Origin of the sequence: Hymenobacter elongatus (genome assembly GCF_004745955.1) — a bacterium.
Taxonomy (GTDB): Bacteria; Bacteroidota; Bacteroidia; order Cytophagales; family Hymenobacteraceae; genus Hymenobacter; species Hymenobacter elongatus.
Genome location: NZ_SRLD01000007.1, coordinates 77,231 through 91,259, shown reverse-complemented (window position 1 = coordinate 91,259; position 14,029 = coordinate 77,231). Strand labels below are relative to the sequence as shown.

Below are 14,029 nucleotides of genomic sequence, written 5' to 3'. Positions count from 1 at the left end.
TTTTGTGAACTGCATCTACATGATGGGTCGTGAGAGGCCCTTTATAGCTGCTGGGTTCGCTAAGAAGGCCTTGTAGTAATCACCTGCCCTTGTTCTGCCATGGCCGCTAACAGCCGAAAAAGAGCCAACGGCACTGGTCGTCGCGTATCAACGCATTACTTCTACCCACCCACGAAGCTTGGTGCCGGTTTGCGGGTGTTGAAGCAGGTAGTAGTACACGCCGGCGGGCTGGCCCTCGGCGTCCCACTCGTTGGCATAAAGCGGGTTTGTGTAGACGGTCCGCCCCCAGCGGTTGTAAATGGTAAGGCTCCAATGCCCAAGCCGATATCCTGCTAGCACAAACCGCTGGTTCAGTGGGTCGCCGTTGGGCGTGATGATGTTGGGAATGAGGCAGCGGGAAGGGTCGAGCGACTGAATGGTAACTGAGTCGGAAACCACGCATCCGGCGCTCGACTGGAAGCGCACCCGGTAGGTACCGCCTTGGGTAACCACGCGTCGGCTTTGCGTGGTGGTATCATCGGCCCACCGGTAGCGGCCGGGGCCGTTGGCAGTAGCGGTGAGCTCCGCCTGCGGCTCGCCGCACTCCAGCTGCGTGACGCTGGCCTGGAGCCGCACCGTGGCCGCCGGCGGAACGGTTAATTGCAGGCGCTGTGCTTGACGCGTGCCGTCGGCAAAAGTGACGACCACCAAACCCGTTTGCGGCCCGGCCTGGCCAAACACTGGGGCTACCCGTACGCCGGAAAGCGCCAAAGGAGTGGTGGTGCCAATGGTCCATTGGACCTGCTGCAGACCTTGCCGGGAGGGGTCGCGCGGCTGCGCCTCAAACACGGTGGGGCGGCCCGCGCAGCCCGGGGTTATCAGCACCCTAAATCCCTCTTCAACGCTACCGCTACCGCCGGTGCAATTGGCAGGACCGAGGCGGCTGGCTTGGCCGGGGCAATTGGGCAAGCCATACTCCGACCCAGGAAGGTCGGGAAGGGGGTTGCCGGGCACGGCGGTGCCGGCTAGTTGCTGCCCGCCGGGGCGAAGAAAGGTGCCACGGATGCTGTTGATGGAGTCGATAACGGCTAGCGCGGGTGCAAACAGCACTGCAATGTAGAGTCGGCCATTGGGCCCGCGCCGGAAAGAGCCGGTGCTGCCCGTGGAGCAGCCGACCTTGACGCTGCCCACCAGGGCGGCGGCACTCACAACTTGGCGTTTCGACCGGATAATGGCCAAGGAGTCGCAAGCCAGCAGGTCGTACTGCATTACCGCTCCGCCTTGGTCGGCATAAAGCAAGCTACCATCGCCTGAGAACTCTACCCCGTACACCCGCCTTTCAAAGCTAAGGGCAGGCAGGCTTAAATCGGAGAATAAGCTAATTGGATTGCTCACTTGTCCGGTCAGCGGGTTAAAATCAAACAAGTCGAGTGCACTAAACAAGCGCGTGGTAGCCAGCTGGCGCCCCGACGGGGAAAATCGAAACGTGCCCGTTTCGGCCGTCTGGCGGGTGCTGAACACCGGTCCTACGGCGCTTACCACGGGTTGGGCGGCCAGGCCCGCTGGCGTAAGAGCGTAGGCGTAGAAACTGTTGTTGTTGAGGCCGTGGACCAGAATCCAGTAGTCGCGGCCGTTGGGCTGGCGAATGGCGGCCAAATGCTCGGTGGCCTGCGTGTTGCCCGGCAGGGGAAGTGGTTGGTTGCGCTGGCGCACATCGCCGAGGCCGTTGCGCAGGCGCAGGTCTACTACGGAATAGCGCAGGCTGTTCTCCACGGAACTTTCCTTGGCGTCCGTCGTGAACAGGTACACCAGGTTCGGCTGGCCCGGCGCAAACAGGGTCAGGGCTCCCTCGCTGGCCGACATGTGGCCCCCGAGCGGAAAGCCATTGGGCATGGGTTGGTGCGTGCGGTCCCACATTCGCTCGCCGTTGGAATAGAGCAGCAGCGCCCCCGTGGTGGAGTCGGCCAAGCTGGTGCAGGACTCAAACGAATTCATGACGCTGTTGGGTACCACTTGGGGCCAGTAGCGACCGGGCAGGAACTGGAGCGCGCTGGCGGTGCCAAAGTACCACGCATCGTATTGGCGCTGCGCGTATCCGATGCGTGGGCCGGCCCCCAGCAACCCAACCAGCAGCAGCAGGAAACGGCCCCATTGCGGCACGCCGTGACCGCACAAACGCCGCCAGGCCGCCCAGCTGGAAATTTGTGTTTCCAGGCGTTCCCGTGGGTGCAAACGAATGCTGAAACTGGACTGTGATAGAGGGGGCATTGCGGACAGTAAACGTTTGATAATATGACACAGAAGAATACACCGCAAACATAGTCGTTGCATCAGGTATTCAAGAATTTGAAAATGCAGCAGCCAAGCATTGGTGATGAAACCCGCGCTCCGGCCAGGAAGCGACCTGAGGGCACGTTACGTGCTCTAGCAGGCTCCGCTTGTGCATGACTGTCACGAAGCGGTTAATCCCTGCCGACTGAGCAAACTAACGGGTGGCCCGAAAATACCCTCGTTCTCCTATTCGGACCGTTTGCTTAAACCACCCCGTGCTCTAATCCTGTTGCGGTACCGTCCAACCAGGCTGCTGTGAGGTGAACTGCATTTAGGTCAATGGTCAGGGGCTGGCCGGGACGCGCCACCAAGTAACCGGCGGAGAAGGAGCCCGTCTCCCACCGAAACTCTACGTGCATCAGGTACTTTGTTGGCCACAGGTTTACCCCTTGGGGTTCGTACTGCCAGTACTTCCCTTACTCGCGCGGGTCCCTTCCGGGCCGGGTTGGGGGCACGATGGGGGCCGCAGCGCCCGACGCGGCCACGAGCAAGTCGGCCTCTCCATAAAAGTGGTCTTCTCCGGCCGCGGCAAGGGTTAGTACAGGGCCGTGGTCAAAGACCAGTTCGAGGCGCTCACACGCCAGTGCTTCCGTCAATGGCCACGGCTGGGGCACCCCGCCGGCCGTCACCGACACCAGCGAGCATCCCATGTACTGCTGCAACAAGGGCAAGGCTTTCTTCATGGCAACGGCGGGCGCAAATCCAATAGTCGTTGTCAAAATAACGCTCCTTTCAGTTAACAGCGGGAATTAGTCCATACCAAGTGGCCAGATGGCCGCTGCCGGGGCGGGGGAGTTTACGAAACCCGTCTACGATTCAAAGTTTACGAAACGTGCTGAGGGGATGAGTTTCGTAAACTCGGAACAAGTGCTTTCACGGGCACGGGCAAACAGGATTTTCGGGACAGTGGGGAAGTGCAAGAATCACCGTCTTAGTCTGGGAATAGTTGAATAATATAATTTTGGTAATAAACCCAACCTCAGAAAAATGGTGAAGTTGGTCTTACGCAGTAAAGTAGTAAATTTTAGTGCTTAACCAGATAGCAGGCTACCAGTTACCTCCCGCTGGCAACCCCTGAGCCACCCTTTCCTCCCCCAGCCAAACAACGCTTTTTGCCTTCTCCGCATCTACCCGCTACTTGTTGCCTTCTTCTTGAGCGCGGTAGTTTGTCCGTTGCTGTAGCAGGATGCTCCACCTGATTCTTGGAATACCTACCAACTCAACAGCGACAGGTTTCCGGGTGCCGACTGGTGCTACTTGCTTACTCACCCTTTTTCTGGGTTGATGAAAAACGTGCTACTCGCGGCCTTACTACTTCTTGTACTGGCGGTTCCAGCCAGGGCGCAGCCGGGCGTTCCCGCCATCCGCTCGCTGGCACAGCTCCAGGATTCACTGCGGCACGTGATGGCCCGCGAGCATATTCCGGGGATGATGCTCACGCTGGTGCGCCACGATTCGGTGCTGTTTGAAGGCGGACTGGGGCTGGCCGACCTGGCAGCCCAGCGGCCCGTGACGGCGCACACCTGCTTCCGCATCGGCTCGGTCACGAAGACCTTTGTGGCGGCCGGCCTGATGCAGCTCATCGAGCAAGGCAAGCTGCGCCTGAACGACGAAGTGCGCAAAATCGCTCCCGAAATCCCCATCGATAACCCCTGGGAGGCCACCGACCCCGTGCGCGTGGTGCACCTGCTGGAGCATACCGCCGGCTTCGACGACATGCGCCTCAACCATATCTACAACGCCACGCCCACCGACCCGTGCGGCGCGGCGGGGCTGGCCGTATTCCGGGGCGAGCTGCGCTGCCGCTGGCGGCCCGGCGAGCGGATGAGCTACTCCAACCCCGGCTACCTGGCGGCGGGCTACCTGCTCGAAAAGTTCAGCGGCCAGCCTTACGAGCACTACCTCACCGCGCACCTGCTGCGCCCCTTGGCCATGCCCGATGCCACCCCGGCGCTGCGCATCAGCCCCGGCGTCGGCGTGTCGCGGGGCTACAAATACACGAACGGGCACTACCAGGCCGTGCCGCTGCTGCCCATCTACGTCGGTCCGGCCGGCTCGATGAGCGCCTCGGCGGCCGATATGACGCAGTGGGTGCAGTTTTTTCTGCACGACGGCCGCACGCCCAACGGCACCGCGCTGCTGCAGCCCGCCAGCCTGCGCGAGCTGGAAACGGCCCACTCACCCCTCTCCGCCCGCGCCGGCCTGCCCGCCGGCTACGGCCCGGCCAATTACTCGCTTGGGCAGAAGGGCAAGGCCCTGTTCCGGGGCCACAGCGGCGGCATCGACGGGTTCATCACCGCCTTTGGCTACCACCGTGAGCTGGGCGTGGGCTATGCGTTTTCGAACAACGGCGGGGGGCGCGCCCCGAAGCTGGAGCAGCTGGTGCAGGCCTTTCTGCTGCAGCGGCTCCCGGCGCTGGTGCCCGCGCCCCGCGTGCCGCTCGATGCCGCCGCCGTGGCCCCGTATCTGGGCCACTACCGCAACGCCGCCCGCAACGAACTGTTTGGTTTTGCGGACTACCTGCTGGGGGGCGTCAACCTGCGCCAACAAGGTGATTTTTGCTTAGCGAACCGCTTATCGGCAAGGCCGATACCTTGCTGCCCACCGGCCCGCTCACCTTTCGCCTGCCCGCCGACCGGCAGGCCACCGTTGTGCTCACCCAAGACAAAGGCGGGTAGCGGGTGCTGATTACCCGCTCGGGCTACGCACTGTCGGCGGGGTTCTGGTGGTGGCTGCCCCCGGCGCTGCTGGTCCTGAGCGGGCTGCTGGTGCTCAGCAGCAGTCTGGCGGCGCTGGTGGGGCTGGCTCGGGTGCTGCGCCGCAGAATTCCACGGGTTCAGCTGCTGCCCCGGCTGCTGCCGCTGCTGGCTACGAGCGCGCTGGTAGTTACGGCGGGTGCCCTCTTCAACCTTACCGAGCACTTCTGGATGGCGGGCCAGGTCAACCTCACCACCGTACTGGTGTCGCTGGGCCCGCTGATGTTCGTAGCCTGCACGGTGGGCGGGCTCCTGCTCACGGTATGGTACTTCGGGCATTTCCAGCGCCGCGCCGTGGCCTGGTACCTGCTGCTCACCTACGGGGCGCTGAGCTGGCTGGCTACCGTGGTGGCTATGTATGGGTGGATGAGCCTCCGGGTATGGGCGCTATAACCTCACCTGCTCGGCCACGCTGCCCGCCTGGTCGGCCCGGCCCCTTGCTACCTTATCCTTATCTAGCGCACCACCAACGCCCCCGGCCCCCTCTGGTCGGGGGCGTTGTGCTATGGAGGCATGTCTACTCCCGGCATTTCCCTTTCCCGTCTCGCGGAGCTACATTTGTTTCACCTTACCCGCCCAAACCGCCCCGCCGTGACCGACACCGAATACGATATCATCGACGAGCTCTACTTCGTCACTCCCTTCCGTACCCTCAGCGAGAAAACCAAGCTGGCGACTCCCGAGCTGGAGCGCAATCTGCGCGTGCTGCTGGAGCAGGACTACGTCAAATGCTTTTATCCCGACCCGGATACGGAGCTGGCCTACGAAATAACGTCCTTCGGGGCGCTGGCCCGCGACTGCTACTTTCTGGCCACCAAGCCCGGCTTGCTGGCTCACAATAGCCGGTAGGGTGGCGGGGCATACCATGTCTGGTCGTTCGGCTCCGCCGGCGGTCCGGCCGCCGGGCTACTATGTGCGGCAGCGGCTCTGGCAAAACCGCCCGGCCATGCTGGGGCTGGGCTTCATCATACTCTGTACCCTGGTCGCGCTGGCTGGCTACTGGGTGCTGCCCGACAACTCGCCCGATGCAAACAACGGCCTGGTGCAGCTCCAAAAAGAGCCTCCCGGCTTCACGGCTACCGTCCTGCGCCTGCCGGTGCCCGCTGCCGAACCCGCGCCCGACAATATCTGGCGTACGTGGTGGCAGGGTCGCGAACCCCGGTTTCAGGAGTCGCCCATCGGGGGCTACCAGCTCGTGGGCGATTCGGTGCGGATACTGCCCTACCGCAACCACAGCGCCCTGGCCGAGCTGCCCCGGCGCTACGCGCTGGCCGCTGTGGCGGGCCAGGCCGGCTCGGGGCCGGAGCTGCGCCGCCTGGTGGAACAGGAGCGCATTGGCCCCCGCACCTACTGGCTGGGTACCGACAAAGCCGGGCGCGACACGCTGAGCCGCCTGCTGCTGGGCACGCGCGTGTCGCTGGGCATCGGCCTGGTGGCCGTGCTGATTTCGCTGGCGCTGGGCATGCTCATCGGGGCGGTGGCCGGCTACGTGGGCGGCTGGGTCGATAGTCTGCTGCTGGGCCTGATGACGGTGGTGTGGAGCATTCCGGGCATCATGCTTGTCATTGCCATTTCGCTGGCCCTCGACAGCAAAGGCGTCTGGACGTCGTTTGTGGCCGTGGGCCTGACGATGTGGGTAGACGTGGCCCGCGTGGTGCGCGGCCAGATGCTGAGCCTACGCGAGAAAACCTTCGTGGAGGCCGGCCGCGTACTGGGCTTGCCCCAAAGCCGCCTCATTGCCCGGCATTTGCTGCCCAATATGACCGGGCCCCTCATTGTAATTGCAACCAGTAACTTCGCGGCGGCTATCTTGCTCGAGGCGGGCCTGAGCTTTCTGGGCCTGGGTGTGCAGCCGCCGTCTCCTTCCTGGGGCCTGATGGTGAACGAAGGATTTCAGCTGCTGGGCACCGAAGCCGGCCTGTGGCTGACGCTGCTGCCCGGCCTGGCCATCAGCCTGCTGGTATTGAGCTTCAACTTGCTGGGCAACGGCCTTCGTGACGCCTACGACCCTAAAACTCCGCTATCCAATGCCTGATTCGACCCATACCCACCCGGATGTTCTGAGCCTGCGCAAAGAGCTGCTGCTGAAAAAGCAGGAGCTGAGCGCGCTGCTGGAAATTACCCAGGCCATCAACCAGGATACGGCCGAGGAAACCCTGTACAAGATTTTCCAGTTTACGCTGCTCGGTCAGCTCAATATCCGGCGCATCGTGCTCTATATCAAGGAGGAGCGCCGCTGGCAGTGCGTGATATCCTTCGGTCACCAGCTGGCCGACTTCCGCAAGCTGGAGCTGCCCGACGAAATTATTGATACCTGCGTGGCCGGCCCGTGCCCGACAGCCAGCCTGCCGCTGGACAAGGAATGGCACAAGCTCGAAACCATCATCCCGGTGGGCCAGCAGGACGCGGTGCGGGCCTATGTGCTGATTGGCAGCGTGCAAGACGACTACGCCAATGAGGAAGGCAGCAAGTTTCTGGAAACGCTGAGCAACATCCTGATCGGGGCCATCGAAAACCGTCGCCTGAACCGGCAGCGGATTTCAGCCGCCGCCATGCGCAAGGAGATTGAAATTGCCCAGGAAGTACAGAATCTGCTGTTTCCCAGCAAGCTGCCCAACGATACCCAGGTGGCCGTGCATGCCAGCTACGTGCCCCACACGGCCATTGGCGGCGACTATTACGACGTGGTGACCATCGACCAGGACCGGTTTCTGTTCTGCGTGGCCGACGTGTCGGGCAAAGGCGTACCGGCTTCGCTGCTCATGTCGAACTTCCAGGCGGGCCTGCGCACGCTACTGCGGCAGAACGTGGAGCTGGCCACCATCGTGCACGAGCTGAACCACTTGCTGTTTCGCAACTCGGGCGGCGAGAAGTTCATTACGGTCTTCTTTGGCATCTATAACCGCGCCACACGCCACCTGCAATACGTGAATGCCGGCCACAACGACCCTATTCTGGTGCCCGACTCCGGGCCCGTGCAGTACCTCAAGGACGGCACCGTAATGCTGGGCATCATGGAAAAGCTGCCCATGCTCACGGTGGGCGAAACGACCATTCCGCCGCACTCCCTGCTGCTGTGCTACACCGACGGCCTGACGGAAGTATTCGACGAGGCCGGCACCGAGTATGGGGAAGAGGGCCTGCTCTCTTTGATGGCCCGCAACCGCTACCTGCCGCTGCCCGCCTTGCACAAGGAAATGCTCAAGGAAATTGAAGACTTCAGCGTCACCAAAAATCAGTTTGCCGACGACGTCACGATTCTGAGCTGCCGGTTTAAATAAGCTACCGAAAGGCGGGAGTTGCCATCCCCTACTTGTTATGCTGGGAGCAATGGCGCTAAGGATTTTCCTCCCCTAGCTCAGCAAGCCTGCCTAAACGCCAGAACGCCCTTTGCCATCGGTTGGCAAAGGGCGTTCTGGCAGTGGATACATGGGTATTGGCTGGCCGGAGGAAAATCCTCCGCTGCACGCAGCGTGTCGAGGGTATGTACGCTCAATTTTCTGGCGTAGCACTCTCCAACTCATTCTTTTCCTCATCTATCCAGCCTTCAGCGCGCATGAGCACGGCCAGACCGATGTAGAAGAAGGAGCCGACCTTATCGACTTCGACCAGCTCATTGAGCAGCAGGTGGAAAATAATGACAATCAGCGAGAGGCCGGCCGCCAGCACGACGCGGCGGTGCTGGGGTGAGCGGCTGCGGTGATACAGGTTCTCGATTAGCACCAGGGCCGTGCCAAACAGGATGACAAAAAGCAGGAAGCCCGGAAATCCCTGTTCGGCCAGCTGCAGCAGAAAATAGTTGTGCGTAGTCGATTTTTCCGGGTTGTCGCTGACGTAGGTGCGGAAACTCTTGACGGTGTAGTGCTTATACTCGGGGTAGAAAGTGCTGGGACCGCTGCCGGTAATGGGCTTTTCGCTGATCATGCGGGCCGCCGCCACCCAGCGGTATACCCGCTCCATGCCCGACACATCCTGTAGCTTGTAGGTAGCTTCGAGGTGCTTCTCGAAATTATGCCCGTTGAACACCGTTTTCTCGAAGTCGGGCGCGTAGAGCATGTAGTTGTTCTCATGCATGAAGAAGTACGCCGTACTGAAAGCCGCTACCGCCGCCACGGCCAGAATAGCGCGGGTGAGGCGTAGCCGCATGGCCAGGTAAAACAAGCCCGCCACCGGCAACGATACAATAGACGCCCGGGTGTAGGAGAGCAGCACGCCAAACACCAGAACCCCCAGCGCCAGGCGCCACAGCCGCCGCTTCGCTGGCTGCTCGGTGTCGCGGGCGGCGTAGAAGGCGTAGGGAATCAGCAGCGCCATCACCGTGGCGTAGATGACGTGATTGATGTAGAAAGGCTGAATGGCCCAGTTAATGGAATCGAAGCGGAAGCCTTTGCTGGCGTGCCGCGCGGCCGTATACACCACACTCAGCGAAGCCCCGGCCACGTAAAAGCTCACCACTCGCCAGACGTCGGCCGGGCGGCGCACGATGGACGCCGTGACAAATACGAACGGCACGATATACCAGGTTTTGGCCAGCAGGTATTTCACCGATTTCACGGTGTTGACCGAGAAAATCATCGATACGGCCGACCAAAGCAGGGCCAGAGCCATGATGATAACCAGCGGATGGCGCCAGATGCGGGCCGGCACTTCGGTGCGACCCAGCAGCACGCTCACCCCGAAGCAAACCAGCAGCACCAGCATCAGCGGCTCCGAGGGCACATCCATACTCAGGCCGCCGGGCAAAGGAATTTCGCGCGAGAAGGCCAGCGTCAGCAGCAGCAGGTAGTACACCCAGCGCCAGTCGACGAACAACACCACGACTCCCAGGGCCGCAAACGGCACTGCCAGCCACAGCGAGGCTTTCAGCAGCAGCGCGGCGGTGCCGCTTAGCAGCAGCAGCGCAATAAAGCCCATGTAGAGGCGCTGGGCCGGGTCTTGGGGGCGCAGGCGCGCCAGCAGGGTAGGAGCGGCCATTACCGGATCAGGACTGTGGCTCAGGGCCGGGGCGGCCTACGGTCAGGTTGCCCCGGTAGAGCTCCAGCAGGGTGACGAAAATCAGGGACAGCACCAGCGTAATGACTACTGACGAAAGGACGATCAGCCAGCGCACGGGCGAAGTTTTCTTGGTAGCCGGAAAAGCCTTCTGCACGACGTAGATGGAGGAAATCTTGCCGCTGATGGCCAGCTTGGCCGTTTCGTAGGCATTGCGAGCCCCAATGAGGCGGCCCTGAATATCGGCAAACCGGGCGTAGGTGGTCGCCATCAGGTCGGTGCCCTTCACATAGTTTTCCAGGTTCAGGAAGTTGCCACCGTCGGCTTTGGTCAGGCCCCGCAGCGCCTTGCGCAGGCCGGCGGCCTTGCTGCTGTTGCCTTCGCCTTCGGCCTGCCGCAGCTGGGTTTCGGTTTGGATAATGGCGCGGCCCAGGTAGCGCGACTCGTTCTCCATGCCGTAGATACCGTAGCGGCGGCGGCCCTGCAGCAGGCTGTCGTGGGCGGCGCTGTACTCGCGCTCCAGAAATTCCTTCCGGCCCTGATACAGGTCAATCACCTTGCGGCGGTTTTCGAAGGTAAGCTGCTGGTTGATGGAGTCGATGGCCAGCACAATGGTATTGGCCACGCGGGCCGCCAGGACTTTGTCCTCGTCCAGGAAGTTGACCTCAATGGCATCCCGGTCGTTGTGCACGATGGTGAAGTTGCTGTTGAACTCCTCCAGCGCGGCCTGATCGGCTACGTCGGTGCCGGCTTTGCCCACCTTATAATGGGTGTGCAGATCGAAGCGGGTGATAATAAGCTCGGCCAGCGTTTGCGACTCGCCGATGGTGATGACCCGGTCCAGGTCTTCGGCCCGGCCACCCAGCTCCAGCTTGCCGCCGTCGCTCACAATCCGGTCGGGGTCGGTACTGCTGGGATTGGTAGGGTAAAAGACAGCCGTCGACTTATAGATATTAGGCAGCAGCAGGCTCACTATCACGCTCAGGACGAGGGCCAGCCCCACAGCCGTAGCAACTAAAGTTTTCCACCGGTTAACGACGGGCCACAGGCCCAGTAGCGAATAGGAACGGGATGACATGCAGAAAGTAAAAGGACAACGGGCGCAGTTTCAGCCGGTTTTCGGCAGACTGCATTGGGGGCAAAGCTACTTCAAATTCCGCGCATTGAATAGGCCGGGGCGCGGTTCTGCCACCGAAAGCGGCCGGCCGCTATTGCCCGCTGTCTGCGGTGTGGATGGAAGCTGTGCGTACTGGTCGGGGCCCCGGGCCGCGCATTTCGCGGCGGTGCCAACAGTTTTTGCCTAATTTTGACCCGCACTTATGTCTTATTAGTATCAAAAAGTTCTTCGGCAATATAAGCTTCGTGGTTCTGCTCAATCTGCTCGTGAAGCCGGGTTGGATATTGGTCGAGAACCTGGTGCAGGACCGGCTGGGGCACGCGGCTTTCGGCACGTTCACGGCCCTGTTCAACTGGACGCTCATCGTGGCCTCCGTGTCGGATTTGGGTACTACGCAGCTCACCACCAAGCGCGTGGCGGCGACGCCGGAGTTTCTGGCCGAGTATTTCCCCACGCTGCTGCCGCTCAAGGGCTGGCTCTCGGTGCTGTTTCTGGGCATTATGGTGGGCAGCGGCTGGCTGCTGGGCTACCACGGCCACACGCTCACGCTGCTGGCTCTCACCGGGGCGTCGCTGCTCGTGATGCAGTACACGCAGTTTCTGCGCGGCACCTTGCAGGCCCACCAGCGCTTCAACACCGATGCGCTGCTGTCGGTGCTCGAAAAGGCGCTGCTGCTGGTCTTTGTGCTGGCCCTGCTGCCGGTGGGCATCACGCTGGACCGCTACGTGGGTGCCCGCGCCGTGGCCGTGCTGTTTACCTTCGTGGTACTCTACGCCCTGGTGACGCGGCTCTACGGGCGGGTGCGCTTCCGGCTGAAGTGGGAGCACGCGCGCGGCCTGCTGAAAGCCAGCCTGCCGCTGGCCCTCATCACCTTAGTATATGGCCTCAATGAGCGGGTGGATATGCTGATGCTGGAGCGGCTGGCCTCGCCGGCCGAGGCGGGCTACTACGCGGCGGCCTACCGCTGGGTCGATGCCATCATGATGTACCTCTGGACGGTGTTGCCGCTGTTTTTTGCCAAGTTTGCCTTTGCCACCGGCAAGCGCGAGGAGCAGCAGGAGCTGCTCTGGTTCGGGCAGCGCATCGTTACGGTGCCGCTGCTGTTTGTGTGCGCCTTCGTGCTGTTTCGGGGCGAAGTGCTGTTTTTTCAGCTTACCCACAGTACCAGTCGGGAGCTGGGCCAGATGACGCTGAGCTTGAAAATTCTGTTCGTGAATGTGCTGGTACACGCCTTTTTTGCCCTCTACAGCACCTTGCTCACCAGCACCAATCACGAAAAACCGGTGAGCTGGCTCGTGGCCGGCAGCATAGCCGTGAACGTGCTGCTGAATGTGCTGCTGCTGCCGCGCTACGGGGCCGTGGCGGCGGCGCTCAACACACTGTTGTGTGCCGTGCTGGTATCGGGCGGCTACGTGTGGCTGGTAAGTCGGCGGGCGGGCGTGGCTGTGCCGTGGGCCACGCTGGCGCGGCTGCTGCTGGCCTTTGGGCTGCTCTGCGGTACCTTCGCGGGCCTGCGGCTATTGCTGAACCACTGGCTGCTGGAAGCGGTGGGCGCGGGGCTGGTGTTTGTCGCTATCCTGTTTGCCACCGGCCTTGTGCGGGTAGCCGAGCTGAAAGCCCTGCGCCGCTGAGGCCCGTATACACCGGAAAGTCTTTTTACAAACGGGCATCTAGCGCCTCCGAAACCCTGCACTGTCGTTGAATATTGCCGTAAATGTCCGCTTTCTGCTGCCCGGCGACAAGCTCGAAGGTATCGGGCGCTTCACCTTCGAAACGCTCAGCCGCCTCGTGCGGCAGCACCCCGACCATACCTTCCATTTCCTTTTCGACCGGGCCTACGATGCGCGCTACCTGTTTGCCGACAATGTAGTGCCTCACGTGCTCTACCCGTCGGCGCGCCACCCGTTGCTGTTCGTGGCCTGGTTTGAGGGCGCGGTAGCCACTTGGCTGGCCCGGCACCGGCCCGCCGTGTTTCTGAGTCCGGATGGCTTCACTACGCTGCGTACCCGAGTGCCGCGCGTCACCGTCATTCACGATCTGGCTTTCGAGCATTTTCCGCGGGACGTCGACTGGCTGCAACGCAAATACTACCACTATTTCACTCCGCGCTTCGTGCGCGCCTCGGCCCGCATCGTGGCCGTGTCGGAGGCTACAAAGCAGGACTTGGTGGATACGTATGGCACCAACGCCGACAAAATACGGGTCGTGCATAATGCCGCTGACGCGCATTTCCGGCCGTTGTCCGCCGCCGAGCAGCTGCCGGTGCGGGAACGATTCAGCGCCGGTCAACCGTATTTTCTGTTTGTGGGAGCCCTGCAGCCGCGCAAAAACCTGGTGCATCTGCTGCGCGCCTTCGACCAGTTCAAAGCGCGCACCGCCTCGCCGGCCAGGCTGCTCATCGTGGGCCGCACGGCCTGGAAAGCCGGCCCCATGTTCGACGCCTACCAGCAGATGGAGCACCGGAGCGCCGTGCATCTCACCGGCCGAGTAACCGATGTAGAGCTGGTGGAGCTTTACGCGGCGGCTTTGGCGACAGTGTATGTGCCTTATTTCGAAGGATTTGGCATTCCTATCATCGAAGCCCAGGCCTGCGCGTCGCCTGTCATTACTTCTAACTGCAGCTCCATGCCCGAGGTGGCCGGCCCCGCCGCCTTGCTCGTCGACCCATTTTCGGTCGACTCCATTGCCAACGGCCTGGAGCAGATGGCCGCCGATGCTCCGCTGCGGGCGCGGCTACTAGCGCAGGGCCTGGAAAACGTGCACCGGTTTTCGTGGGTGCGCAGTGCCGAGCAGTTGTGGCAAAGTATTGTTGAAGCAACGGCCGGCCGGCCAGAGCGGTAAACCGTCCTCCCTT

The 14,029-nt window shown here is 62.0% G+C and carries 11 protein-coding genes; 7 read left to right on the top strand and 4 right to left on the bottom strand.

What is annotated here, in order from left to right:
- Nucleotides 1-147 precede the first annotated feature (147 nt).
- On the bottom strand, nt 148-2,247 hold the full coding sequence (locus E5J99_RS05430; RefSeq protein ID WP_167852003.1) for a gliding motility-associated C-terminal domain-containing protein: 2,100 nt from the start codon (nt 2,245-2,247) through the stop codon (nt 148-150).
- A gap of 479 nt (nt 2,248-2,726) precedes the next feature.
- The gene (locus E5J99_RS05425) at nt 2,727-3,029 is read right to left on the bottom strand and encodes a hypothetical protein (RefSeq protein WP_135496706.1); all 303 of its coding nucleotides are present in this window, start codon (nt 3,027-3,029) and stop codon (nt 2,727-2,729) included.
- 565 nt (nt 3,030-3,594) lie between these two features.
- Between E5J99_RS05425 and E5J99_RS05420 the strand changes: the two genes are divergently transcribed.
- From E5J99_RS05420 to E5J99_RS05400, 5 genes are all read left to right on the top strand, one after another.
- Entirely contained in the window at nt 3,595-4,998 is a 1,404-nt protein-coding gene (locus E5J99_RS05420) for a serine hydrolase domain-containing protein (RefSeq protein WP_135496705.1), read from the top strand.
- A complete protein-coding gene (locus E5J99_RS05415; protein WP_135496704.1) occupies nt 4,992-5,459 on the top strand; it encodes a hypothetical protein in 468 nt (155 codons plus the stop codon). Before E5J99_RS05420 ends, E5J99_RS05415 begins: the two co-directional genes overlap by 7 nt.
- Nucleotides 5,460-5,579: 120 nt before the next feature.
- A complete protein-coding gene (locus E5J99_RS05410) occupies nt 5,580-5,915 on the top strand; it encodes a hypothetical protein (protein ID WP_245318721.1) in 336 nt (111 codons plus the stop codon).
- Between the two features lie 16 nt (nt 5,916-5,931).
- Nucleotides 5,932-7,101: an ABC transporter permease gene (locus E5J99_RS05405; protein ID WP_135496703.1), complete on the top strand. Its 1,170-nt coding sequence runs from the start codon at nt 5,932-5,934 to the stop codon at nt 7,099-7,101.
- On the top strand, nt 7,094-8,347 hold the full coding sequence (locus E5J99_RS05400; RefSeq protein ID WP_135496702.1) for a PP2C family protein-serine/threonine phosphatase: 1,254 nt from the start codon (nt 7,094-7,096) through the stop codon (nt 8,345-8,347). Before E5J99_RS05405 ends, E5J99_RS05400 begins: the two co-directional genes overlap by 8 nt.
- A 211-nt stretch (nt 8,348-8,558) precedes the next feature.
- Here E5J99_RS05400 and E5J99_RS05395 read toward each other — a convergent pair whose 3' ends face one another.
- Both E5J99_RS05395 and E5J99_RS05390 read right to left on the bottom strand, forming a co-directional pair.
- A complete protein-coding gene (locus E5J99_RS05395; protein WP_135496701.1) occupies nt 8,559-10,040 on the bottom strand; it encodes an O-antigen ligase family protein in 1,482 nt (493 codons plus the stop codon).
- Between the two features lie 7 nt (nt 10,041-10,047).
- A complete protein-coding gene (locus tag E5J99_RS05390) occupies nt 10,048-11,136 on the bottom strand; it encodes a GumC domain-containing protein (RefSeq protein ID WP_135496700.1) in 1,089 nt (362 codons plus the stop codon).
- Between the two features lie 284 nt (nt 11,137-11,420).
- Between E5J99_RS05390 and E5J99_RS05385 the strand changes: the two genes are divergently transcribed.
- Entirely contained in the window at nt 11,421-12,806 is a 1,386-nt protein-coding gene (locus E5J99_RS05385; protein WP_167852002.1) for an oligosaccharide flippase family protein, read from the top strand.
- A 67-nt stretch (nt 12,807-12,873) separates the two neighbouring features.
- Entirely contained in the window at nt 12,874-14,016 is a 1,143-nt protein-coding gene (locus E5J99_RS05380; protein ID WP_135496698.1) for a glycosyltransferase family 4 protein, read from the top strand.
- Nucleotides 14,017-14,029 lie beyond the last annotated feature (13 nt).